Annotated in this window: 20 protein-coding genes; 14 read left to right on the top strand and 6 right to left on the bottom strand. The window is 56.7% G+C overall.

Features of this window, described 5'->3' with window-relative positions; genetic code table 11:
• The 7 genes from FS819_RS24580 (at position 1) to FS819_RS24610 (ending at position 5,720) form a co-directional block, all read left to right on the top strand.
• On the top strand, positions 1-333 hold the full coding sequence (locus FS819_RS24580) for a hypothetical protein (RefSeq protein ID WP_197434163.1): 333 nt from the start codon (positions 1-3) through the stop codon (positions 331-333).
• A gap of 82 nt (positions 334-415) precedes the next feature.
• A complete protein-coding gene (locus FS819_RS24585) occupies positions 416-1,519 on the top strand; it encodes an ABC transporter substrate-binding protein (RefSeq protein ID WP_156550130.1) in 1,104 nt (367 codons plus the stop codon).
• A complete protein-coding gene (locus FS819_RS24590; protein ID WP_156550133.1) occupies positions 1,516-2,580 on the top strand; it encodes a FecCD family ABC transporter permease in 1,065 nt (354 codons plus the stop codon). The genes FS819_RS24585 and FS819_RS24590 overlap by 4 nt, the downstream gene beginning before the upstream one ends.
• Complete coding sequence (locus FS819_RS24595; protein WP_156550135.1) at positions 2,577-3,362, top strand: ABC transporter ATP-binding protein; 786 nt, start codon at positions 2,577-2,579, stop codon at positions 3,360-3,362. The genes FS819_RS24590 and FS819_RS24595 overlap by 4 nt, the downstream gene beginning before the upstream one ends.
• Entirely contained in the window at positions 3,359-4,282 is a 924-nt protein-coding gene (locus FS819_RS24600) for a copper uptake system-associated protein (protein WP_156550137.1), read from the top strand. Before FS819_RS24595 ends, FS819_RS24600 begins: the two co-directional genes overlap by 4 nt.
• The gene (locus FS819_RS24605; protein ID WP_156534381.1) at positions 4,279-4,938 is read left to right on the top strand and encodes an SCO family protein; all 660 of its coding nucleotides are present in this window, start codon (positions 4,279-4,281) and stop codon (positions 4,936-4,938) included. Before FS819_RS24600 ends, FS819_RS24605 begins: the two co-directional genes overlap by 4 nt.
• The gene (locus FS819_RS24610) at positions 4,935-5,720 is read left to right on the top strand and encodes a DJ-1/PfpI family protein (RefSeq protein WP_156550139.1); all 786 of its coding nucleotides are present in this window, start codon (positions 4,935-4,937) and stop codon (positions 5,718-5,720) included. The genes FS819_RS24605 and FS819_RS24610 overlap by 4 nt, the downstream gene beginning before the upstream one ends.
• Positions 5,721-6,053: 333 nt before the next feature.
• Here FS819_RS24610 and moaA read toward each other — a convergent pair whose 3' ends face one another.
• From moaA to FS819_RS24630, 4 genes are all read right to left on the bottom strand, one after another.
• Positions 6,054-7,079 carry a GTP 3',8-cyclase MoaA gene (gene moaA / locus FS819_RS24615; RefSeq protein WP_156550140.1) on the bottom strand — a complete coding sequence of 342 codons (1,026 nt, stop codon included), beginning with the start codon at positions 7,077-7,079 and terminating at the stop codon, positions 6,054-6,056.
• Positions 7,073-8,428 carry an FAD-dependent oxidoreductase gene (locus FS819_RS24620; RefSeq protein ID WP_156550141.1) on the bottom strand — a complete coding sequence of 452 codons (1,356 nt, stop codon included), beginning with the start codon at positions 8,426-8,428 and terminating at the stop codon, positions 7,073-7,075. Before FS819_RS24620 ends, moaA begins: the two co-directional genes overlap by 7 nt.
• Positions 8,425-8,730, bottom strand: coding sequence for a ferredoxin family protein (locus FS819_RS24625; RefSeq protein ID WP_015918666.1), 306 nt, complete (start codon positions 8,728-8,730; stop codon positions 8,425-8,427). The genes FS819_RS24620 and FS819_RS24625 overlap by 4 nt, the downstream gene beginning before the upstream one ends.
• Before the next feature lie 72 nt (positions 8,731-8,802).
• The gene (locus FS819_RS24630; protein WP_156550142.1) at positions 8,803-10,929 is read right to left on the bottom strand and encodes a molybdopterin-containing oxidoreductase family protein; all 2,127 of its coding nucleotides are present in this window, start codon (positions 10,927-10,929) and stop codon (positions 8,803-8,805) included.
• 186 nt (positions 10,930-11,115) lie between these two features.
• Between FS819_RS24630 and FS819_RS24635 the strand changes: the two genes are divergently transcribed.
• The gene (locus FS819_RS24635; RefSeq protein WP_234624810.1) at positions 11,116-12,030 is read left to right on the top strand and encodes a helix-turn-helix domain-containing protein; all 915 of its coding nucleotides are present in this window, start codon (positions 11,116-11,118) and stop codon (positions 12,028-12,030) included.
• Between the two features lie 560 nt (positions 12,031-12,590).
• Positions 12,591-13,520 carry a helix-turn-helix domain-containing protein gene (locus tag FS819_RS24640; RefSeq protein ID WP_234624809.1) on the top strand — a complete coding sequence of 310 codons (930 nt, stop codon included), beginning with the start codon at positions 12,591-12,593 and terminating at the stop codon, positions 13,518-13,520.
• Positions 13,521-13,580: 60 nt separating this feature from the next.
• Here the strand turns inward: FS819_RS24640 and FS819_RS24645 are convergent, their stop codons facing one another.
• Entirely contained in the window at positions 13,581-14,831 is a 1,251-nt protein-coding gene (locus FS819_RS24645) for an acyl-CoA dehydrogenase family protein (RefSeq protein WP_156550144.1), read from the bottom strand.
• Positions 14,832-15,092: 261 nt separating this feature from the next.
• The gene (locus tag FS819_RS24650) at positions 15,093-16,481 is read right to left on the bottom strand and encodes a methyl-accepting chemotaxis protein (protein WP_322192769.1); all 1,389 of its coding nucleotides are present in this window, start codon (positions 16,479-16,481) and stop codon (positions 15,093-15,095) included.
• A gap of 508 nt (positions 16,482-16,989) precedes the next feature.
• Between FS819_RS24650 and FS819_RS24655 the strand changes: the two genes are divergently transcribed.
• The 5 genes from FS819_RS24655 to FS819_RS24675 all read left to right on the top strand — a co-directional run bounded on the left by FS819_RS24655 (position 16,990) and on the right by FS819_RS24675 (position 25,659).
• A complete protein-coding gene (locus FS819_RS24655) occupies positions 16,990-18,348 on the top strand; it encodes a hypothetical protein (protein WP_156550145.1) in 1,359 nt (452 codons plus the stop codon).
• 45 nt (positions 18,349-18,393) lie between these two features.
• Entirely contained in the window at positions 18,394-19,983 is a 1,590-nt protein-coding gene (locus FS819_RS24660) for a hypothetical protein (RefSeq protein ID WP_156550146.1), read from the top strand.
• A 633-nt stretch (positions 19,984-20,616) separates the two neighbouring features.
• Positions 20,617-22,503, top strand: a complete 1,887-nt coding sequence (locus FS819_RS24665) for a sigma-54-dependent Fis family transcriptional regulator (RefSeq protein ID WP_156550233.1) — start codon at positions 20,617-20,619, stop codon at positions 22,501-22,503.
• Between the two features lie 164 nt (positions 22,504-22,667).
• Positions 22,668-23,741 carry a 2,3-butanediol dehydrogenase gene (locus tag FS819_RS24670; protein WP_156550147.1) on the top strand — a complete coding sequence of 358 codons (1,074 nt, stop codon included), beginning with the start codon at positions 22,668-22,670 and terminating at the stop codon, positions 23,739-23,741.
• A gap of 115 nt (positions 23,742-23,856) precedes the next feature.
• Entirely contained in the window at positions 23,857-25,659 is a 1,803-nt protein-coding gene (locus tag FS819_RS24675) for an NAD(P)/FAD-dependent oxidoreductase (protein WP_156550148.1), read from the top strand.
• Positions 25,660-25,858: the final 199 nt, after the last annotated feature.

The raw sequence follows: 25,858 nt of genomic DNA on the forward strand, positions 1-25,858 counted from the left end.
ATGTTCAACAGGACAGCACTGGGTGAAGTATCGCCCGTATTCCCAATCGATTTTCTGATATCCGCCGAAATCGGCAGCAAATCACGGATCTGCAAGCTCGTTGCGCCGCGCACCAGAATTTTCCTGCGTGATTTCCCAAGGCCGAGCCAATTTCTGCTCCAGGACGGGTGCATCGCACTCTATCAATCGCTGCGCGACGATCGCAGGCAAATACTTGATATCCTTGGGCCAGGCCCTTTTCTCGGACGATCGATTGGCAGCTCTGTCGACTGCTGTGGTGCTAACCGTGATCGCACTCGACCATCTCATCATCAGGCGCGTCAAGCCGCTTGAGCGCGCGCTGAGCCGCCAGCCTTTCAACATTGTGGTTGGCGCAGGATCGCCCGCCCTTCAAGATTTAACGCAAGGAAACACCATGAAAAAACTAGTCTTCTCCGCCTTTGTCGGCCTGATGGCCATGACAGCCAGTGCCTTTGCCGACATCACCGTTACCGATGTCAAGGGACGCACCGTCACGGTACCCAAGGTGCCGGAGCGTGTTGTCCTCAGCTTCTATTATGAGGATTATCTTGCCATCGCCGGACCCGGCGCGCTCGACAAAGTCGTGGCCCTCTCCCTCTCTCCCTGGAAGGATTGGCGGCCAAACCAGTTCGCGGCCTATGAAAAGGCGCTGCCAAGGCTCGCCTCCATTCCCGACATCGGTAGTACCGAGGACAATACATTTTCGATTGAGAAGGTGATTGCGGCCAAACCCGACCTGCTCATTCTGGCGGCCTGGTCCTATGACGCGCTCGGGGAAGGCACCAAGCAGTTAGAGGCGGCTGGCATTCCGATCGTGACGCTCGACTACAATGCTCAGACGGTCGAGAAACATGTCGCATCCACCTTGGCACTCGGCAAGCTGATGGGGACGCAAGACCGCGCCGAAAAGCTCGCCAAAAACTACAAGGATGCGATGGCAGACGTTCAGGCTCGCATCCAGAAAGCCGGCCCGACGGAGAAAAAGGTCTATGTCGAACTGGCTCAGAAAGGGCCGGACGAAGTCGGGAACTCCTACGGCGATACGATGTGGGGCGCGCTGGTCGACAGGCTTGGTGGCCATAACATTGCCAAGGGACAGATCGGCAATTGGGGACCGCTAAGCCCGGAATATGTCCTGGCACAAAAGCCCGACCTGATTTTTCTGGGCGGCTCTGAATGGCTGAACAAGCCGCAATCGGTGCAGGTCGGTTTTGGGGCTGATCCGGCCGTTACCCGCCAACGCATGAAGGCCTATCTCGGACGTCCGGGGTGGTCGGATCTGCCAGCCGTAAAAGACGGCGGCGTGCATGCGATCTACCATGGCGGCGCGCGCACGCTGTCCGACTATGTGTATGCGCAATATATTGCAAAGCAGCTCTATCCGGATGCCTTCAAGAACGTCGATCCGGCAAAGAACATTGCTGACTATTATAATAGCTGGCTGCCGATCAAGGCTGATGGCGTGTTTGTTCTCCCTTATGAAGTTGGCGGACAATGACCTCCTTCTCCACTGAGATTGAAGGGATGCGCGACGGCTATCGCCGCGCATCCGCTCGTCGGACCTTCGTGCTGATCGCGGCCCTCCTATGTCTCGTCCTGCTGATGGTCCTTGATCTCACCACCGGTCCATCCGGCATGCCGCTTGCCGAAGTATGGCACGGGCTTCTCGCCGGGCCTGCCGGCGACGACCGCATGGTTGCAACCATCCTGTGGCAATTGCGCATGCCGCAAACGGTCATGGGCGTCCTGGTCGGCACCTGCCTCGGCCTTGCCGGCCTGCAAATGCAGACGATCCTTGGCAATCCGCTTGCCAGCCCCTTCACACTCGGCTTTTCGGCGGCGGCAGGCTTTGGCGCGGCATTAGCGATCATGTTCGGCTCACTCATCCCACTGCCCGGTTTCATCGTCATCCCCGCCTGCGCCTTTGTGATGACGCTGGTGGCCTGTGCTCTGGTCTATCTGATCGCGCGGCTTCGTGGCGCGACACCCGAAATCCTCGTGCTTGGAGGCATTGCGGTGTTGTTCTTCTTCCAATCGCTCCAGTCCCTGCTTCAGTTTCTGGCATCACCGGAAGTCTTGCAGCAGATCGTCTTCTGGTTGTTCGGCAGCCTCTTGAAGTCAAGCTGGACGAGCGTCACAGTGAGTGCTGCGATTGCATGCGCCTGCCTTCCCTTCATTGCCCGCAGCACCTGGGCTTTGACCACGCTGCGTCTCGGAGATGCCAATGCCCGAAGCCTTGGGCTATCGGTTGAAAAAATCCGTCGGAATACCTTCCTGATCGTGGCGCTGTTGACAGCCGGAGCCGTCTCCTTCGTCGGAACCATCGGCTTTGTTGGGCTCATCGCACCGCATGTTGCCCGCGCACTCGTCGGAGAGGACCATCGTTTCTCCCTGCCGCTGGCAGCCCTAACGGGAGCCATCATTCTGATCGGCGCGTGCGTATTCGGAAAATTCATCTCTCCGGCAGCCGTCATTCCGGTCGGCATCATCACGGCCATCGCAGGTGTACCGATGCTGTTTGTTGTCATCGCCAAACGCGGTCAGCGAGGCCTGACATGACGGCGCGGCTGGTATTGAGAGACGTAAGCGTCCAACAGGGCCGCACCACGATTGTCTCAGGTGTATCGACCTCTATTGCTGCTGGGCAGATCGTTGGCCTGATCGGCCCGAATGGTGCCGGCAAGTCCACCCTGCTGAACGCGATCGCCGGGCAGGTGCCTGCGAAAGGCAAGGTTCTGTGGAACGGCAAGCCGGTCGGCGCCCGCGATATCGGTTTCATGCCGCAGCAATGCCAGGTGAGGGCTGACTTGTCCGTGCTCGAAGTCATCCTGCTCGGCCGTCATGAGCAGCTTGGCTGGCAGATTGCCAGTGACATGCTTGCGGCGGCTTCTCGGATATTGGCCTTCTTCGGGATCAGCGATCTCGCAACCCGCAGCATGCTGACCCTTTCCGGCGGTCAGCAACAACTGGTGCTGCTTGCACAACGCCTGCTGCGCGAACCGCAACTGTTGCTGCTCGATGAGGCGACCAGCGCTCTGGACGTCCGGCACCAGATGCATGTTCTCAAACGACTGAGGGAATACGTCGAGCGGACTGGCGCGCTGGTCTTGATCGCCGTTCATGATCTCAACCTGGCGGCCCGCCATAGCGACACGGTCATGCTTCTGAACGGCGGTAGGCTCATAGGACACGGGGCTTTCGACACGGTGATTACGCCGGACATCCTGCGATCCATCTATGGGATCGAAGCTGAGTTTATCCCGAGCCAGTCAGGAATCCCGGTCATTCTACCCCTTTCACCCACTTCAATTGAAACATGTCCTATGGAGGAAACACCATGAAATCCCGAATCAGCAGATTTGCGACCATTGTGATTGCGACGCTCGCATTTGTCTCACCTGCCCTGGCCCACGAATTCAAGGTCGGCGACATCGACATTGGTCATCCCTACGCCCGCGCCATGCTGCCGGGTGCCAAGGTCGGCGGCGGATATCTGAAGCTGACCAATGAAGGCGGCACAGACGACAGGCTGGTGAGCGCAACCTCGGACCGGGCCGGATCGATCCAGCTCCACGAGATGAAAATCGATGCTGGCGTCATGATCATGCGCGAGCTTCAGGGCGGCATTGTCATTCCCAAAGGCCAAACCATAGAGCTGAAGCCCGGCGGCTACCACGTGATGTTCATGAACGTGCAACAGGCGTTCAAGGAGGGTGAAACCGTCAAGGCAACTCTCACTTTCGAAAAGGCGGGATCGGTCGAGGTCGAATTCTCCGTTGGTTCACCGGCTGGTGGTGCGCCTGAAATGAAGCACGACGGCCATGCAAAGCACGGCGACCACGCCGCAATGCAGATGCCGCCGCAATCTGCCGATCCTCAAGAAGCCATTCCGGCCAAGTTGAAAGCCGCGTTCGCGACGGCCGACAAGCCTCTCTCCGTCGCCCCTGTCGTTGTGCAGGAGGACTGGGCCATCGCCGGCTGGACCCAAGAGGGTCGTGGTGGCCGTGCGCTGCTGAAGAAGAAGGGCGATGTGTGGAGCATTCATCTGTGCAGCGGCGATGGCTTGAAGCAAGCCACTGCCCTTAAGGAAATGGGCCTCTCAGACAATGACGCAAGCGCCCTCTCCGCCAAGCTCGCGGAGGCTGAAGCCCATGTCGACGCAAAGACACTGGCGCTGTTTGCAAGCTTTGAAGGTACCGTCATGGTCGAGGGCGCCGAGGATCACGGCGGGCACGACGTGCACAAGGATCATGGAAAATGACGCGCAGCCCACTGATAATTCTGGCACTCGCCGTAGCCGGGCTGTTCGTGACATCCTTGATCGGCGTCATGATCTGGGTTGCTTATGACAGCCCACGGCCGGGTCCGTTTCGCACACAGTTCGAGCTCACCGACGACCGGGGAAATCCGGTCGGCCCGTCAATTTTTCATGGTTCGCCAGCACTGGTTTATTTTGGCTATACCCATTGCCCGGAAGTCTGCCCGACAACGCTCTATGAAGTGGCCGATTGGCTGAAGACGCTGGGACCTGAGGGCAAAGACCTGAAGGCCTATTTCTTCTCGATCGACCCGGAGCGCGACACGCCGGAGGTCATGCACGGCTATGTCACGGCCTTTACGGACCGCATTACTGGTATCACCGGGAAACCGGAGGAAATGAAGAAGGTCGTCGATGGCTGGATGATCCATGCGAGCAAGCTGCCGAGTGAAGATGGCGATTACCACATGAGCCACACGGTGTCCTTGCTTCTCGTCGGCGCAGACGGTCGGCTGAAGGACATGATTCCCTACGGTCTCGACAAGCAACAGGCCATCACGAAAATCCGGGAGCTACTTTCGAGCGGTCCTGGCGCAAAGACCGCCGGACAGCAGCTGAGCGACAGCCTCATTCTCCCTTCACCAGGACAACGATCATGAACCGTCGGGACTTCAATGTGCTTTTCACAGCAGCAGGCGCAGGCCTGCTGCTGAACAACGGCATTGCATCGGCTCAAACGCCACCCCTCTCGCCGGATGGACCGGTTTTTGCCATGCTTGTCCACCCTAAGATGATCCTGCTGGATCTGCTCGGTCCGATGACCGTTTTCAACATCACCAGGGGAAAGATTCACCTGGTCTGGAAAGACCAGACGCCGGTATCGACGGATGTCGGTATTCCCGTCACAGCAACGACCACGTTCAAGGAGTGCCCTCGAAACGTCGATGTCTTCTTCATTCCTGGTGGACTTGTCGGCTCGACTGAACTGATGGAAGACGCGGAGACGCTTGCCTTTGTCAGGGAGATGGCAGCTGGCGCAAAATATGTGACCGCCGTCTGCACGGGATCACTGGTCCTCGGCGCGGCAGGTTTACTCAAGGGCAAGAGAGCAACAACGCTCTGGAACGTCCGCGACCTCCTGCCAACATTCGGTGCAATTCCCGTCAATGAGCGCGTGGTAGAGGACGGCAATCTCATCACAGGCGGCGGGACCACCGCAGGGATCGATTTTGGCCTCTCCGTGGTTGCCAGATTGCGCGGGGAAGACCTTGCAAAGCGCATCCAGCTCATCATTGAATATGATCCCAAACCGCCTTTTGACTCTGGCAGTCCCGACAAGGCCGGTCCTGACATCACCAATGCTTTCCTGAAAATTCGCAAGCCCACCATGGATGACGCAAAGGCTACAGCGCAGCGGGCTGCTCAAAAGCTGTCGTTGTGATCGAGCGCCTCCTCCTGTCGGCCCCTGCATACACTGTAAATCAGCACCGGAGATTTACCCCAATGACCCGTCCCGTAGGTCTCTGATGTATTGAGATGAAATGAAGATCGGATGGGCCCATGATCGGCGCCGATGATGCCCCCGCTCTCGCTGCCGGGTGAAGGGCGCGCCTTGAATTTATCCCACGTTTCAAATCACGACTGAACGTAGACCGGATCGGGACCGAATTGAAATACGACTCATTTCAGAGTGAAAATCAACAGCGCCAGCTTTCTTAGGGCCAGGCGTATCCTCTTTCCTTTCAGGAGAGGCATTCGATATAGCGGACATGCATCAGCCACCGGTGGCGGACATATGCCGGCTGATCGTTATCGGGGCGTTGGTTCGGTCGATCGCAAAGTCGTGCCCACGCGATTTGTCCAGGATCGCCTGGTTGATTGCGGCAAACAGATCCTGATCATATGGCGACCGGCGCATCACCGCTTTGAGATCAACGGCGTCTTCCTGCCCCAGGCAAGTGTGAAGCACACCGGCAGCGGTTACGCGAACACGGTTGCAGCCTTCGCAGAAATTATGTGTCAGCGGCGTGATGAAGCCGATTGTTCCGCCGGTTTCGGCAATGCGGGCATAGCGCGCCGGACCACCCGTCCGCAGGGGAATATCTGTCAGTGACCAGCGGGTTTCAATCGTCTTGCGCAATTCGTTGAGTGGAAGATACTGATCGACGCGGTCGACACCGATATCTCCAAGCGGCATCGTCTCGATCAGAGAAAGCATCATGCCGCGGCCATGGGCAAACGCGATAAGATCATGAATTTCCTGTTCGGTGCTGTCCCGGAGTGCTACCGAATTGATCTTGACCGCAAGCCCCGCTGCACGGGCCGCGTCGATGCCCTCAAGCACCGTGTTAAGCGAGCCACCCCGCGTCAAAGTGCGAAACCGCTCTGGCGCGAGTGTATCAAGCGAAACATTGAGGCGTCGAATACCCGCCTGCACCAAGTCTTCAGCATAACGGGCAAGTTGAGTGCCGTTCGTCGTCAATGTCAGTTCTTGTAGCGGACCGCCTTGCAAATTGCGTCCCAGCGAGCGGATTAAGTCGATGATACCCTTGCGAACGAGAGGTTCACCACCTGTGAGGCGGATCCGCGTGACGCCGGATCGGATGAAGGCAACCGCAAGACGTTCCAGCTCATCAATCGACAGCACATCACGCTTCGGCATGAATGTCATGTTTTCCGGCATGCAATACATGCAGCGTAGATCGCAACGATCGGTCACTGAAAGACGTAGATAAGTTACGCGGCGACCGAACCGGTCGATCAGACCACACGAAGGCAAGGCAGTCCCGCGGGTCAGCATGCTGTGCGCCTCTTCGTGACGACAGCAATCATCTGGTCGACAGACAAAAATTTTTCTCGGGGCTTTCCAGCAAGGCGGCCTTGCTCCAATTCCGCAGCATCGATAGCCTGCCACGACGCGAAATCGATGTGGACACCATGCTTGCTGGCCAGCCCGGCGATTAAGGCATCGGCATCCGCGAGCACGCGATGACCATTGCTGGAAAGATCGGCAAGAATATGCTGCACGGTTTCGACTGCGCATGCCCTGTTGGTACCAATCGTGCCTTGTGGGCCGCGCTTGCTCCACCCACAAACATAGGTCGCTTGATGAGGGCCTCGTCCTGCTACATTGGCATGAACGCCCCTCGCCTCGTCATAGGCAACGCCCGGAACGGGCGCAGACCGTCTGCCGATGCTGGAAAATACCAGACCGCAGTCGATGGAAACCGGCATAGACCTATCGCCGGATAGGCTGGAGCCTCGGCTGAATACCATCCGCTCAACCCGATCTCTTCCCTCGATAGCGTGCGGCTGCAGATGGAACCGGAACACGCAACGCCGCTTCCGATCCGAGATCTGCGTCGAAAACGATGCCAGCATGCTGACAGCCGCCCTTTTCTCGGCGTCAGTGCCATCAGGCAAAGCGGCGACACCCGGCACCGGATCGCCCGGATCAAGGGCGGGGTCGCAGTCCGAGAGCGTGCTGAACTCCTGCAATTCCTTGGCCGAAAAGCGCGTTTCGAGCAGGCCACGACGCCCGACGACCTGCACCTCGCGGATCTTGCTTTCGCCCAAGGCCTCCAGCGCATGGGCCGCGATGTCGCTATGACGTAACTCGTCGGTCGTCTTCAGCAGGATGCGGGCAATATCGAGAGCGACATTTCCATGTCCGACAATCACCGCACGCTCACCGGAGAGGTCGAAGCAGCAATCGCGATAGTCAGGGTGGCCGTTATACCAGCCGACGAAATCGCTAGCCTGGTGGCTTCCCGGCAGGCTCTCGCCAGGAATACCCATCTTTCTACCTAACGCAGCGCCCGTCGCAAGAATGACGGCATGATAGCAGTCACACAGCGTGTCTATCGTCACGTCGATCCCCACGTCGATCCCGCCAACAAAGCGGAAGCCGGGCATGCTGGCAATACGATCGAATACGGCGGTCACCTGTTTCAACTTCGGATGATCCGGCGCCACGCCGAACCGCACCAGGCCATAGGGCACCGGCAGCCGCTCGAACATGTCGACTTGAATGTTGATCGGCGCTCTTAACAGAGCTTCGGCGGCATAGAAGCCGCTCGGGCCTGCACCGACAATGGCGATGCGGAAAGGCGAAGCAGCCTTCGCTTCGGCGGCAATTGTGATGGTCATGATGTCAGAGCCTGCCGTCGCTCCTCAGCCCCTGGCAAGGGCGGCAGCCGACTGGCGACCACCGGCGTTTCTGCAGCGCGGCGACGATTGATTTCAATCCACTCCTGCTTGTCGGCTGGCAGGAGATAGGACGCATGAATGGCGCCGACGGGGCAAACAGGCGCACAACCACCGCAATCGATGCAGTTATCGGGATCGATATAGGTCATTTCCTCATCGATATGAAAACACTCGACGGGACATACGGTCACGCATTCCGTATAGCGGCATCCGGAGCATTGGTCGGTTACAACATAGGTCATGGTAAGCTTTCATCATATGCGGCAGACGATTTGGTGAACACGCCATCATCCGCCCGTAGAATCTTGAAGGAGTCAGGCCATTGCAACCTGGACCAGCGCATCGGAAAATGTCGGCGCCCGTCCGAGATCGGCATAGGCGGGCGGCGTCACGGCATGCACGGTCGCACCCTTGCGGTTGGAGCGCTGCCAGTAGCCGGACGGAGCAACCACCACGCCACGCATCACATCGGGCGACAATGTCGCGAATGCCTCGAACATTCCGCGATCATTGAACACGCGGATCGGCGCTCCGGCGATGATACCGCGTTCGCTGGCGTCGTCAGGGTGCAGCAGCACCGCCTGCTCCTCGCCGGCCTGCGCAATCTGCGCCGGCAGATTCCCGTAATTCGAGTTGAGAAAGGCGTGGCTTTTCGGAGAAATCAGGCTGAGCGGATACTGCTGCGCCAGAACCGGATGGGTTGCGGGGCTCTCGTTGGGACGGATGTAATGCGGGAGCGGATCGACCGCTTCGCCCGATTGGTCGCCACCGTAACCCTGCCTGAACAGCGGCGCGACGAAATTGCCGCCTTCGGCCAGGGTTGATTTGAATTCGCATTTGCCCGTGGGTGTCGGAAAATTTCCGTCACGATGCGGCGCCCATCGGTCGGCAGCCGGCATGTTCAATCGCATATATCCCGACTGTTTCAATTGATCGAGCGTGATCCCTTCAAGAACCGGGCTTGCCCAATCCATCGATGCTTCGATCATCTCGTCGTCCGAGCGGAAGAAAAAGGGATCGTCGATGCCCAGTGCGGCGGCAAGGCGACGGAACAATTCCGTGTTTGAAACCGCCTCGCCGAGCGGTTCGATCGCTGGATTGTTGTAGGACAGATAGAGATGGCCCCAGGAGAACATGATGTCCTTCTGTTCCAGCTGCGTGGTCGCTGGCAAAAGGATATCAGCATATCTGGCGGTATCGGTGATGAAATGCTCGCTGACGACGGTGAATAGATCTTCCCGCCCCAGCCCCTGTTCCAGCTTTTCCTGCTCGGTAACCATGGCCATGGGATTGGCATTGTATACGAACAAGGCACGGATCGGAGGGTCCAGTTCAAGAGCGCCAGTCAGCGCCTGGCCAAGGCGCCAGGAATTGATCACCCGCATCTTCTCAGGCTGGAGATCGGGACGCATCAGCCCGCCCCAGTTTACCGGGAAGGCCCAGATCGGCAATTGCAAAAGCCCTCCGCCGACATGTTTCCATGCGCCGATCAATGCTGGCAGGCAGGCAATGGCACGAACCGTCTGGCCACCGCCGGCATGACGTTCCACCGCCACCCCGATCCGTACGACCGCCGCAGGTGTGGTCGCGTATTCGCGAGCCAGTTTCAGGATGTCATCAACGGGAATGCCGGTTTCCAAAGAGGCGAATTCCGGTGTGTATTCCGCCACCCGCTCAACCAGTTCGTCATATCCCAGCGTGTGCTTGTCGACATAGTCCCGATCCACCAGATTTTCCGTGATGATGACGTGCATCATGGCCATGGCCAGTGCCCCATCCGTGCCGGGCCGGATCGGAATGTGCCAGTCGGCAAGCCGCGCAGTGCGGGTACGCACCGGATCGATCACCACGAGTTTAGCACCGCTCTTTCGGGCTTCCTCGATGAAGGGCCAATGATGCGAATTGGTACTGAGCGTGTTGCAGGCCCAGAGAATGATATATTTGGAATGAACGAAGCTCTCGGGATCGACACCCGGTGTATGCCCAATCGTCATCATATAGGCCGTGCATGAGCCTGAATCACAGAAGGTGCGCTCGCTCACCGAGGCGCCCAGCTTGTTGAACAGAGGATCGCCGACATTGAGGCCATTGAGAATACCCTGCGTGCCAAGATAGCTGTAAGGCAATATCGCCTGTGCGCCATCGGATGCGATGATATCCGTCCAGCGGGTGGCGATCTCTTCGAGCGCGTCATCCCAAGAGATTCGAACGAACTGGCCGCTGCCTTTAGGGCCGACGCGCCGCATCGGGTAAAGCAGCCGCTTATCGCTATAGACCCGATCCTGGTAATTGTTGACCTTCACGCAGAGCCGGCCGCGGGTGAAGGGATGGTCTGGATTGCCCCGCACAGCAAGCGCCTTGCCGTCCTCGACGGTCGTCAGGATCGAGCAGGTATCAGGACAGTCATGCGGACATGCACCTACAACAACAGAACGGGCCATCGCCTTTACCTCGCTTACACGCTTCGAATGGCGGCATTCTGCTGTAAAATTCAGCCCTCGGCGTTATCCAAAACTGCTTTTTACTGTTCCATTCCTGCGAAAACCCCCTCCTTGGATGCTGGCGCAAATCTTGCTTGTCTTTTTGAGCCATATGTCGCGGCGCCAATCTGAAGGAGAGGCCAAGCCATGCTCGGACATTCCGTCGATAAATATGTGACCGGATCCATGCTGGAGACATCCAATGCCCATGGATGGACCAATTTGCTCGCCGAGCGCTGGAGCCATGCGCCGGGTGAACTGCCTTCGCTCGTGCCACGCGAAACCGAAATTGCCATCCTGCTACGCGGTCGATCCGTAGTGGATCGTATCGGCGGCGGCATGCGCCAATACACCCAGGCGAGACCCGGCACGATCTGGCTCTGTCCTGCAGGGATCGAGGAAGAGTTCATAAACGTCACCGAATCGATCGATGACTGTCTGCACATCTTTTTATCCGGGCAGCCTTTCGACGAGACAATCCTGCGCGAACACGATCTTGATCCGGCCCGCGTGGAACTGCGCTACGAGAGCATCGCCAGCGACCCGTTCATTGAATTCATAGCGACCGAGATCCTCAAGGAAATGGCGGAGGAGAGCCCTGCCGGGCGGTTGCTGATGGAAACCCTGGCCATTTCCCTGTCTGCCCATCTCATCAAGCGGTATTCCGCAACCGACCTTCATCCAAAACCGTCTTCCGCACAGGATCGGCCGCTAGACCAGAAACGCCTTTCGCGGGTCAAGGACTACATAGACGCGCATCTGGAAAATGATTTCAAGGTTGTCGATCTTGCCACTATTGCCTGCATGAGCGTGGCTCACTTTGCGCGAAGTTTTAGGGCTGCAACCGGTAAGACTCCCCATAATTATGTGAGGTATTTGCGCCTCGAACTCGCAAAACAGCGCCTGACACGCGATGACAGTCATATCGCAGAGATCGCTTTTGCGGCAGGCTTTTCATCACAGGCCAATTTCACAAAGGCCTTTCGGAGTGCTACCGGCCTTACTCCGGCGAAGTTCCGCGTTCTGACAGCTCTTCGAACGCCGCAACGCAACAAAAATTAGCCGCTCGTTCGTGAACGGGACAGATTCACTTGCAGGCTTTGGAATTGTTGACACCGCCGGCGAAATCAAAGTTCATCGTTGAGCGACAATTCAGATTTTGGGGTAGATGTCCGACACGTCTCTTCTCGTCGCCCCGAAGAGACGCACGAATAGAGGTATCGTTGGTCAGGGTTGATTGGACCGGAACCACCAACTGCAATCATGGTGTCAGGCAGTCTGGCGCTCGCCCGGACAGTATGAGCGACCCGATCCAATCGTTGAAAATTCCGAGTAATATACCGTCAGGGAATGCACTCTCCGCAGCTTCACACAAAAGCCGGTCCTGCCCGTCTCGACAGCGCTATTGTTGAGAACCCGTAAGGGCACGGCAAGCAGCCAATGTCGCCCCTCGCGATTGATGGAGCATGGCTTTTCCGTTTCAGTTGTCGTGACCTGTTTTTGCCGCCACAAAATATGTTTTGCTATTGCAAACATCCGCTTCCAGATAAGCGAATTTGGCGCATTTTTTGCTTCTCTGTTGTCAGTTTGTGACGTCCCAACAAAGGCAGCACGATATGCATATGAGGTCTTTCGATCTGGGTGAGATCAGGACGGCAGAGCGCTTTAGCTACTGGAGGGACGTTCTGTGCAACGTCTATGTCGCGCTCGACCCAGAAACACCGTCCAAAATGGACTTCCGAGGCGCTGTAACCGATCACCCGTTCGACGAAATCGGCATTTCGAATATCGCGTCGCTAAAACAGACCATTGCACGCACATCAAGAGGCATACGCCGCGACACGAATGCCTATTGTTTCCTCAATCTGCAAGTGGCCGGCACATGCCGCATCCGTCAGGGAAACCGCGATGCCATCACGATGCCCGGGGAATTCACCATCGTCGATTCGTCCGAACCGTTTCTTCTCGACTATACGAGCGACACTTGGGAACAATATGCGTTCAAGATCCCGAAACATATGTTTGATTCCCATGTCGGCCACGAACTCGTGGCGCGCACAGTCACGGACCGCACACCCATCGGCAAGGTCGTTGTCGATTTTCTGGCATCCATCGCCCGAAACCCCGAGAACCTGCGCCACAGCTCGATTAACATGACGAAGACAATCATCGACCTTGTCGCCATGTCGCTTCGAGCCTCGACGCCCGCGCGTGACGACGATCGCCGCCGGACCTTCAGGTCACCGCTTCGTCAATCTGTTCTACGCTATGTCGAGCTTAACTTCGCCGACCCGGAGATCTCACCCGCCAAGGTCGCGGCGCATTTCGGAATATCCACCCGCTACCTGCACAAGCTGCTGGAAGAACACGGCGAGACCTTGGGGCAGATCATCCTGGCAAAGCGCCTCGATCGTTGCGCCTCCGAACTGCGCAAAGGGACATGCCTGACCATTTCGGAAGCAGCCTTCCGCTGGGGTTTCAACGATATGTCCAATTTCAGCAGGGCCTTCCGGCGACGTTTCGGTGTTGCCCCCCGCGATTACAGGCAATGACCGCAACAGAACCGCAGCTCTGCCGCTGTGCGGCAAAGCTGCGCTAGGCTAGATTATCGTTCAGGCAAATGTCGCGTAAGGCGCCGTCAGAGAACTGTAGGACGAACTCTTGATGATGCTGTGCAGATTGCGCCGGCGGGCACCCATGTTGCCGCCGTCATAAAGCGGGAAGCACATCGCATCGTTCATCAGTTCTGCGAGCGGATGCATATCAGTATAACTGTCTACGCCAACAACCCGCATGGCATCGTAGACGACGTCGACGCATGTTTCCGAGCAAAAGACCTTGGTCATGACTGCCAGTTCATGCTCCGCACCTTTGGACTGGTCGTATTGATGGCACGCCTTCCACGTCATGTAACGGCAGGCCTCGATCTTCATCTTCATGTCGGCAAGCATATAGCCGACCGTCGGATATTCGATGATTGGATGCGGCCCGGAGCGTGCGTCGGCACGCGCATATTGCAGGGCATAGTCGTAGGCGGCACGCATGACACCGACGCAGGCCGCACCGATCAGCGCGGCGGTCCAGGCGAAATTCGTGGAAACGATTTTGATCCCGTCACCCGGCTCACCCAGGATGTTGTTTGCCGGCACACGTACATTCTCAAAAGTCATCCGCGGAGAAATCGTTGCCCGGTGGCCCACCGTATCGAGGAGCCCCGCAACCCGAACGCCGGGCGTGTTGCCCGGAACCATGATGACCGCAAGTGATTCCTCGGCGTTCCTGGTCAGATCGGTTCTGCAAACGACGGCATAAAGGTGGCAATTATTGCCGTCCCAGCCGGTACCATTGGTGGTGTAATGCTTTTCGCCGTTGATCACCCACTCGTCACCTTCCAGGGTAGCGGATGTCTTAACACCGAAACGGGGATCGGGAGAATCGAAATTGGCGCCACCCGTAACTTCCGTGAACGCCAACGCTCCCAGGCGAGTTCCATCCTCGGCAAAATCCGACAGCAATCGCTTTTTCTGCTCCTTGGTCCCGAACATCGCAACCGGTTTGATGCAAAGGCCGCTACCCAAGAGTGCAGATGGAATGTTAACATCGACCGACGTTAGCTCTTCCGCCGCAAGTGCAAAATCAAGGGTGGGAATATCTGAGCCGCCCGCTTCCTTGGGAAGGAGAGCGTTGACAAAGCCAGCATGAACGCCCTGTTCAAAGAATGGCTTGATTGCATAGAAGCGTTCATCCGGTCGAGAATATTGGGCGATTGTCTTGCGAACGTCCTTCAGGACTGTATTGGCAAAGGCACGCGCGCCATCGCGAAGGGCAATCTGGTCCGCATTCAGGTTGAAATCTATACTCATCGAATTTCCCCTTTTGATTTATTTTTTGATGGACGCTGGCAGCGAGAACCTTCGCCTCCGCACACGTGCATCGAAACCATATTTCCTCCTCAGCCCGGAATCTTGTCTGTCAGCGCCCTAAGGCTTGCACCTGAAGGAACAGTACCCAGGGTGCGAGTTCAGTCATTTCAAAACCGGCTGAAGCAATTGCAGGGATGATTGGCGCAAAGCGTTCGAGGATACCCATAACGAAACCATTTTCCCGCCTTCCAAGACGGCAGTTCAAAGCAAGGAACGTCGACAGTCAGACCTGACGCAAATGTCGGCGTCCGCGCACTCAACCGGATGACTGAGTTTGGCCATCAAGAGTTCACCCGCGGCGCATGGAAAATCCAAAGGGTTGGGCTTGTCGTTGTTGCGCGTTGCCGCGGAACTTCCCGGCTCGCGGATGGCACTACGTCTGTTGAGCTGGAAGCGGCTGGCTAGTTTGCTCAGTGTAGCGGCCCCACTGGAAAGCGCTTCGCTGATGGCATTCATACCGCCGACCATTCCCGCGTTCTGTTGTGTCATCTGGTCTAAGGCGTTGACCGCAGTGCTGATTTCCGTGAGGCTAGTGGATTGCTCGAACGCTGCCGTGGCAATGGCTTCAATATTAACATCGATAGATTGCACGAAGGATTCGATCCGGTTCAGCGCACTGCCGGTTTCCCCGACCAGACGTACACCGTCCTTCACTTCATTGGTCGATTTAGCGATCAATTCTGAAATTTCCTTGGCGGCCTTGGCGGAGCGCTGAGCCAACTCACGTACCTCCTGGGCCACGACCGCAAAGCCCTTGCCACGTTCACCAGCGTGGGCTGCTTCGACGCCTGCATTCAAGGCTAGAAGGTTGGTCTGGAAGGCAATTTCATCGATAACACTGATGATATTACTGATTTCCTTGGAAGCGCCCTCGATGCGGCTCATGGCGGCGACGGTGAAGTTAACGACCTTTACAGACTCGGTTGCGGCCTGACGAGCGTCGCGCACCAAGTTTCGAGTATCTTTGGAACGCGCACTGGATTCTCTCACCGTAGCGGTAATTTCTTCCAATGCCGCAGAAGTCTGCTCCAGTGCGGCAGCCTGTTGCTCCGAGCGTTTTGCCAGGCTGGTCGATCCCTTGAGCATATCATGACTATTGGCGGAAACCGCCGCCGTTTCCGCCAGCACCTGCGCCAGGGTTTCCTGGAATTTGCCAATGGACATGTTGAAATCTTTACGCAAGCGCTCAAAGGTTGGAATGAACGGCTCATCGATCGTCATGCGGATATTGCAGTCCGATAAGCGCTCAAGACCGGCACCAATCGCAGCAATGGCGTTGACAAGGCCGGTGACATCGATCGCGAATTTCACAACCTTGACGACCTTTCCCTTTTCATCTGTGATCGGGTTATAGGTGGCCTGAATATAGAATTTCTTGCTACCTTTCCCGATCCGCAAGAACTCGTCGCTCTGGAACTCATTTTCTCCAATCTTGCGCCAGGACTCTTTATAATCGAGGGACGCGACGTAAGCTTGTTCACAAAACATCGGATGGTGTTTGGCAATGATATCCGATTTTGCATATCCAAGCGTCTTGCAGAAATTGTTATTCGCATCAAGAATATGATATTGAATTTCGAATTTAATTATAAATTAAAATATATTTATTTAATATAAAATATATTTTGTGTCGAGTCGGAAAAAATAAAATTATTAAATAGATTTTTTTATTAATATCGACATCCTAATAAATATATATTTATTATCTTCTCTTTAATATTTATATTAACAATACAAATCTGCACTTCATTCTGCACCATTCCGGTGAAATCTGCTCATGCCAGGGCGGTATGACATTGAAGGGGCGCGACGGGATTGCTGCCTGATCCCGCCAGACCATGCCGGATACACGCGCCAAGATTAACTGGGCATCACCGTCCATAGGCCTCAAAGCCTTTAGTGGGGACGATAAAGAAATTTTCGTGGTGCTACTCTATATCTGCGGCGAAAGGCAGGTAACAATCTTCGATCGAACCCCATCCGTTAATACACCTAGACACGTTACAAAATACACGTAAAACACGTGTCAGGTTGCATATTTACAATCCAAGACTCTTGGCTTTACATCGGTCTGACATCACCGAGCTGGGGAGCCACAATGAAAACTGTTCTTTTCTGTTTAGCCCTTTTTCTTTTGCCTATTTCATCTGCTTTTGCCGACTGTCCCGCCCCAATTGACAACAGCTTTGCAGCGGCGGCCAATGCCAAGTTCGACTGCTCCAGTAGCCTGCCCCTGAAAGGTCACGAAACAGACCCCAAGTTCCAGGTTCATTATGATTTTCCAAAGACCTTGCCCGATACCAGCAAGCTGCCATGGCTGACGATCGATCCCTTCAAGAATCCCGCTGACTACATGCAGGCCGTCTTGAATTACGTCACCAAGGTGAACGCCCGCCCTGAGATTGATTGGCGCATCCAGGATAATAAGGTCGAGGAATGGTGCGATGCGCCATGGTTCTTCATGCTGAGGGAGCCATTGCACGGTATGACCACCGAACGGTGGTCTCGTCCGAAGGAGCTTCACGCGCTCCAAACAGATTGGGAGCGTACTTTCGCTGTCGGGATCTACAACGATGTGGCCTGCTACGGTTTTGGGCAGATCTGGGCCGATCCGGCCTTTCCCAAAACCCTTGACTTTGCATTCGCGGATGGTGCCGTTGCGGCCAAAATGCTGTTCACGTCAGCAAAGCCTTCCAGCGTTCCTTATCTTGCAGGGTCAAAGGAGTGGGACGTTGCCGGAGAAAAGGACGGCAGCACCATGACGATGCGGCTTCTGCAATTTGATCTGTCGATCAAGGACAAGCGTTCGCCCAACGGCTGGTTCTTCGGGACATTCGTCTATAATGCCATGCAGCCCGGTGACACGCCGTATCAGCGCCTGGTTCCGGTCGGCCTGATCTGGGGAAGCGACCCCGCGTTGAATGCAAAAGCATATCTCGAACAAGCCATGTCGCCGACCGAAAGCTGGGTCAATCCTGCCGTCGCCACTATGTTTTATCCCCTCCCGAGACAGCATCTCGGCCTTTTCGGGCGCGCCAATGGCCCAGTCGACAACCCAATGTCCGCCTGCATTACATGTCATCAGCGCGCGCTTGACTGGGGGACAGCAGTCTTGCCTGACAGTCCTGAAGCGGCGCAAGCGGCGGAACTGTTACCAGATGTTCCCACTGATCCATACAACGACTCAGCCGTCGCCGCCTATTTCAGAAACATTGGGTCCAATTCACCCGTGCCGGACACGCAGTCGCTTGATTATGTTTTGCAGGTTTCAAAAGGAATTGCTGCCTTCCGCAATTGGGTGAAGACCGATTTTCCTGATCATGCCGCATCCACCTCGGATGTCCCGCCCTACCCCTTCAAACCCGGCAACACAATCACTATGAAGCCTGTTGACATTACTGCTCCTGGTGCTGAAAAACTTGAACTCGATCCAACCGGCAAGCTTTTCCTTCGCTGATATGGTATGATACTTTAAATATATTCCGTCTCCAGGGGGCTGCACATGTTGTCATTAAACATCTTTGGCCGCTTTCTGATTGTCGACTCTCATGGGTGCGACCGCAGCCCGAGAGGATCGAAGGCGCGCGGGATAGTAGCGTTACTTGCCATGTCACAAGGCTATTCCCGCAACCGGACTTGGTTGCAGGATAAGTTGTGGAGCGATCGAGATTCCAAGAGAGGGTCGGACAGCCTTCGCCAAACGCTCGTCGACATACGACGGGCGTTTGGCCCCTATCAAACGATATTGAAAGCGGATCGGGAAAAGGTAGCACTTGATCCAACCCGCTTTTCGATAAAATACCGGCTCATGCCCGCCTCTAATGACTGGAATAATGAGCAGGACGCATTTGCCGACCTCGACATTCGTGACCCTGAGTTTGAAGACTGGATCCGGAACTTACGAGCCTCTCTTGCGGACAAGGCGCGGATCAGTCCGCCCCATGCCCTACGCAGTCATACCGCCCCCAAACCCGCAATTTTTTTCCAATTCCTATCCGACAACCAGCCTTCGAGTGAATTGACATCAAGTCGACTGATGACACTGACAGCGACGTCGCTTCGCGATTTAGACGATTTTGAAATCTTCCCCCGTCACGCTGCCATCGGCGGCACGCTCCCTCCCTTGCCTGTCAAAGGCATCACTGTCGCAGTGCGGACCGTAACTTTAGGTCGAGACAGCCATGTGGCTTTTGCCATCAGCCATGCAGGGACTGGACAGCTCTATTGGTCGCGAACCACTCAAATATCGGCATCATCCACAGAGTTGCTACATCACGAATCCGGGCTTCTTGTCCAAGCCATTCTTTCGACGTTGCGGGAGCGGAAGGATCAGCTTGGCATCTCACATTCGGGAGCCATGCTCGCCAATCATGCGCGGGCCTTGATCTTCCGATTTGATCGGCAAAGTTTAAGAGATGCAGACGCCAATCTGCGCTATGCCTATGATCGCGACCCACGTCCGCAATATCTGGCATGGCGTGCATTCCTGCGCAATATGGCACAGTTCCAGCACTGCAGCAGCGCATTCCTTGATGACAAGATCACGTCAGCGGAACTGGTGCAGGAAGCGCTGCGCGAGGACGCTGGTAGCGCCAGCATCCTCGGCATCGGGGCCCATCTCGAATATCTCGGAGGCGGCTCCAGTCGTGGTTCGTTGCGACTTGCTGAACGTGCTGTCAGCCTCGACCCGCTGAACGCAGTCAACTTGGCGATTTTATCCAATACGGAACTGGTCCTCGACAAGCTTAGGGATAGTCGAGGATCGGCTTTAAGCGCGCTTGCATTAACAGGCGGAGGCGAGCACAGGGCCTTTGTCGAATTCTTTTGCTGCATGTCGGCCGCCGCGTTGGGCGAATATGCAACCGCCATAGGCCACGCAGAGGCAGCGCTTATTCTGCGTCCCGCATTTCGGGCGCCTCTCAGGTATTTGATTGCACTTTACAAGCAGGCGGGCATGATCGAGCAAATGGATCGAGCCGTCTCCCGATTGCAACAATTCGAGCCTGACTTCCTGCCTGCACGCTTTCTTGACAGCGATTATCCGGTCACGACCATGCGGCGGATTCGGTTGATTGACGCCATCGCCAGTTAGTTATCCAAGCGCTTCAAACTCACGGACGATTCACGCTGGACTCACGATAGCAGACTAGCGTCGCGTTATGGAAACACGTAGGAAAGACTATGAGCAATAACCGTATGGTTGTAGACCATCTGAAGGCTGCATTGCTTGCGACAAACGCAGACAAGACGTTTCTTGCCTACCTCATTCAGATGGCACTGATTGAGTGCGCGACCGCTCCGCAGGTTTTTGGCTCAACACCTACTGTGAATGAGCGTCGCGAGTCGACCCCTATGATCAGCCCCGTAAGACCTTAATTTACTGAATAAAAATGCAGCCTGGATGGGGCAAGATCGGCGCCGGTCATGCCCCTCCTTCAACAATTTATCATTTAAAACAGGTATTTACTGCCTTTTCTAGCCGCCTCAATCTTCAGCGCTGTTGCACAGGCCTTCAAAAACGGCTCCACATGGAGCCACCGAAGCCCAGCTTAAAGACAGTTGCCAGCCTGCCATTGTTAGCCATTTGTTTGCCGCGAAAGCAGCCTGCCCGGCAATCGCTACGCGTGAAGAACAAGATGTCTCGAAGCATTAGGCGCTTCTGGCAATTGGGGCTATGATCTCCTTAAAGATCACGGGAGGCGGCTTTTCAAGAGCCGGTGATTTCATGGGTTTTGCCGATCACGTCAAGGAAATCGAGCGCGTCGGGCAGGGAAGCAATACGGGCCGCGACGCTATTGTGGTGGAATCCTGGAGGCGGTGCCTGGAGACCTACCAGCTCGATCCGGCGCATGCGCGCGAGGCGGTCATCGTCTCTCAAACACGCCTGCGCGAACATCGTCAGCAGGCAGAGGACCTCGTGCATATCGCACGCTCTGGGCTTGAGCGGCTCTACCGGCAGGTTGCCGAGCAGAATTATGTTCTGCTTCTATCCGACCGGCAGGGTGTAACCGTCGAATTTCTCGGTGATCCCTCCTTCAACAACAACCTGCGAAAGGCCGGGCTCTACCTCGGCTCGGAATGGTCCGAGCCTCTCGCTGGCACGTGCGCCGTTGGTGCCTGCCTGGCCACTGGCGAGGCTCTGACGATCCATCAGACCGACCATTTCGACATCACGCATACACCACTCTCCTGCACCGCCGCACCGATCTATGACACGCAAGGCACGTTGGCAGCGGTCCTCGATATTTCGCTCCTGAGTTCACCCATCTTGAAGACGAGCCAGAATATGGCGCGTCATCTTGTCTCGTCGACCGTGCGGCGCATCGAGCTCGCCAATCTCATGGCGAACAGTCGACACGACCTGGTGCTGCGCTTTGCTGGTGCGCCGGAATTTCTCGATGTTGATCCAGAAGCGGCGATTTCCGTCGATGGCTCCGGCCGCATCACCGGCATGACGCATGGTGGCGCGCGGCTTCTTGCTACCTCGCGTGGGATCGACTGGCGACGGCCCGAGCTTGTGCTTGGCCAGCCGGTCGCAGATTTTTTCGAGGCTGACTTGGACGAGCTTGCTTCGCTGACACGCGCCAGCCTGCCGCAAGACCGGCGGATTGCCGTGCGGGATGGGTCGGTTCTGTTTGCCCATGCGATCGAGCCGCAACAGCGCGTGACAGGGGCGCCGCTCGTTCGAGCTCTTCGGTCACCGCCAGCCATGAACCTGCTCGGCGGCAGTGTCGAAATCATGGACAACCTTCGCCGCAAGATCGCCAAGCTCGCACCGAGCGCACTGCCGATCCTGCTTCAAGGTGAGACCGGAACCGGCAAGGAATATCTGGGGCGCATTATCCACGAGGTGAGCGGATTGTCAGGCCGCTTCGTTGCGGTCAATTGCGCAGCGATCCCTGAACAACTGATCGAAAGCGAATTGTTCGGCTATTTGCCAGGCGCCTTCACCGGCGCCCTTGCCAAGGGACGAAAGGGGTTGGTCGAGGAAGCGGTGGGCGGAACCCTGTTCCTCGACGAAATCGGCGATATGCCATACGCTGCGCAAAGCAGGTTGCTCAGGGTTCTGGCCGAGGGTGAGGTCCTGCCGGTTGGTGGCTCGGTGGCGCGCAAGGTGGAGTTTCGTGTCGTGTCTGCGTCGCATCGGTCTTTGGCCGACATGGTCGCAACCGGCGCATTCCGGCAAGACCTCTATTACAGGCTGAATGCAGCCGTACTATCCCTTCCACGGCTTTGTGAGCGCGGCGACCTGCCATGGCTGCTCGACAAGTTGCTCGAAAAACATGCTCCGGCGGACCGATCGCTCAGGCTTTCAGACACTGCCCGCCATTTGATCCTCAATCATCGCTGGCCAGGCAATATCCGCGAGCTGGACAATACGATCGCCTTTGCCGCAGCGCTGTGCGACGATGGACTGATTGAGGTAACGGACCTTCCAGAACAGCTTGCTGCCAGTGTGCAACTGCCTGGCGACGACAGCCCTGAAGCCGAACTTCGCGCTGTGCTCGCTGCCTGCCATGGCAATATTTCCGAGGCGGCGCGGCGCCTCGGCATTGATCGCACCACCATGCATCGCCGTATGCGCAGGTTCGGCATAGACAGGCCGCATTGAGCACCCGGACTGTGGTCTGCGCCACACCTGTCGCGCCACAGCTGTGGCGTCGCCAAACCTGCCCCGCCTCGAAAACTGAATAATTCCAGTCCTTCGCCCTGCCAGGAGCCACTGGCACGAGCATTGCTCTTCTCTTGGCATCGACAGCAGCCAAGGGAGGAAACATGCGCGCGCTCCGATTCCATGCAGCCAAGGATTTGCGACTGGACGACATTGCCGAGCCGAAGCGGCCGGGACCGGGCCAGGTTCTGGTCCGTAATCGCTTCGTCGGGATTTGTGGTACGGATCTTCACGAATACAGCTACGGCCCGATCTTCATCCCGACCGAGCCGCACTCCTTCACCGGCGCACATGGCCCGCAAGTGCTCGGCCATGAATTCGGCGGCGTGGTCGAGGCGATTGGCGAGGACGTGACGACGGTCACTGTTGGCGACCGCGTATCCATCCAGCCCCTCGTCATGCCAAGGTCCGGCGACTATTTCGCCGATCGCGGCCTTTTCCACTTAAGCACGCAGTTAGCGCTGGTGGGCTTGAGCTGGGATGGCGGCGGCATGGCTGAAGCAGCGCTCGTCAACGACTACAATGTTCAGAAAATCCCGGACGAGATGTCTGATGAAGAGGCAGCCCTGGTCGAGCCAACGGCGGTTGCTGTCTATGCCTGCGATCGCGCCGGCGTAACGGCTGGCACAAGCGTGCTCGTAACGGGCGCTGGTCCCATCGGCATGCTGACGCTGCTCGCCGCCCGCGCGGCGGGCGCCACCCAGCTTTTTGTGTCCGACCTCAATGACTCCAGGCTCGCGCTTGCGAAAGGGGTGTTGCCCGATGTCATCGCGATTAACCCTCAGCGCGACAATGTCGGCGATGCCGTCCGCTTGCAAACGGAAGGCAAGGTCGGCTGCGATGTCGCCATCGAATGCGTGGGCAACGAACATGCGCTGAAGGCCTGCGTCGACGCCGTGCGCAAACAAGGCGTCGTGGTCCAGACCGGGCTGCATCCGCATGAAAATCCGATCGACTGGTTCCAAGTGACATTCAAAGATCTGGAAATCAAAGGCTCCTGGGCATACCCGACACACTATTGGCCACGCGTCATCAGGCTGATTGCTTCCGGTCTGCTTCCGGCAACGAAGATCGTTACCAAGCGCGTCACCCTCGACACAGCTGTCAAAGAAGGCTTCGACGTCCTGCTCGACCCGGCGGGAGCCCAACTCAAGATCCTGATCGATCTTTCGAAATAGCGTCGTGGCCAACGCCTGTTGCGGGAGAGGAGCCCGGGCAGGCGATGGCCGCTTCGAAAGGCGCCTGGAGGGGCGCTTCATCACCGATGACACAAGCACTACGGAGGAGAAGACCATGCTTGATATCAGCCCGGCCACGAAAATAGACACGGCTCTGTCGAAGCTCGGCAAAGCGCTTGAAAGCGGCGACATTGATGCCGCCGTCAATTTGTTCCAGACCGATTGCTATTGGCGCGATCTGGTGACATTCACCTGGAACCTTAAGACACTCGAGGGTCAAGAGCAGATCCGAGAGATGCTGAAGAGCCAGCTTACCGCCATCACACCCTCGAATTTCGTGCAGGATCCGAAAGAGCCCGCCGCTGATGCTGGTGGGATCACTGACGGCTGGTTTGAGTTCGAGACGGACGTCGCGCGCGGCTACGGACATATTCGCCTGAAAGACGGACTGATCTGGACCTTCTTGACCACCATGACCGAATTGAAGGGCCATGAAGAGCCGAAAGGCATCCGGCGCCAGATGGGCGCCGAGCATGGCCATGACCGCAACCGCATGACCTGGAAAGAAAAGCGCGAGACCGAGGCCGCGGAGCTGGGCTATTCGGCGCAACCCTATGTCGTTATCATCGGTGGCGGGCAGGGAGGCATTGCACTTGGCGCACGGCTTCGTCAGCTGGGTGTGCCGACAATCATCATCGAGAAGAACGAGCGCCCGGGCGACAGCTGGCGCAAGCGCTACAAGTCGCTCTGCCTGCATGACCCGGTGTGGTACGATCACCTGCCTTACATTCCCTTCCCGGAAAACTGGCCTGTCTTCACCCCGAAGGACAAAGTCGGCGACTGGCTGGAAATGTACACCAAGGTCATGGAGTTGAACTACTGGAGCTCCACGACCTGCAAGTCGGCGCAATTCAATGAAGTCACAAACGAATGGACAGTCATTGTCGACCGCGCCGGCAAGGAGGTCGTGCTCAAGCCAAAGCAGCTGGTGCTGGCGACGGGCATGTCGGGTAAGGCCAATGTGCCAAAATTCCCCGGTCAGGATGTGTTCAAGGGTGAACAGCAGCATTCCTCGCAGCATCCGGGGCCGGACGCCTATGCTGGCAGAAAAGTTGTGGTGATCGGTTCCAACAATTCCGCCCACGATATCTGCGCAGCGCTCTGGGAAGCCGGCGCCGATGTCACCATGCTGCAACGATCATCCACCCATATTGTCAAATCCGGTTCACTGATGGAGATCGGTCTTGGCGATCTCTATTCGGAGAGGGCGGTTCAGGGCGGCATGACCACGCGTAAGGCCGACCTGATTTTTGCGTCCCTACCCTACCGGATCATGCATGAGTTCCAGATCCCGATTTACAACAGGATTCGTGAACAGGATGCGGATTTTTATAAGGCGCTGGAAGAGGCTGGTTTCATGCTGGATTTCGGCGACGACGAGTCTGGCCTGTTCATGAAATATCTGCGGCGTGGATCAGGCTATTACATCGATGTCGGCGCCTGTGATCTGGTGATTGACGGCTCGATCAAGCTCAAATCCGGCGTGGAAGTCTCGCATTTGACCGAAAACGCCGTCGTGCTGAAGGATGGTACCCAGTTGCCAGCGGATCTCGTGGTCTATGCCACCGGCTATGGCTCGATGAACGGCTGGGCGGCCGATCTCATTTCGCGCGACGTCGCTGACAAAATCGGCAAATGTTGGGGGCTCGGCTCCGATACGACTAAGGACCCCGGTCCCTGGGAGGGCGAACAACGCAACATGTGGAAGCCGACGCAACAGGACGCACTGTGGTTCCACGGCGGCAACCTGCACCAGTCACGGCACTATTCGCAATATCTATCACTGCAGCTGAAAGCTCGTCAGGTCGGTATCGATACGCCCGTCTATGGCATGACCAGACCGCATCATCTGTCGTAAAGCCCATAGGGGGCGCCAGCCTGGCTGGTGCCCCCTATGATTGGTCCTGTAAGGTTGTGATTTGCGGAAATGAAATAGAGATCGGGTAGGGTGGCGATCGGAGCCGATGACGCAGCGCTTTCGTTGCAATTTTGCAAGTAAAATCAGTTGCCTATCACCTTTTCAAACGAGGCCAACCATCTGTGCTGGTTCACATCTT

This window comes from Allorhizobium sp. Av2 (assembly GCF_021462805.2).
Taxonomy (GTDB): Bacteria; Pseudomonadota; Alphaproteobacteria; order Rhizobiales; family Rhizobiaceae; genus Allorhizobium; species Allorhizobium vitis_G.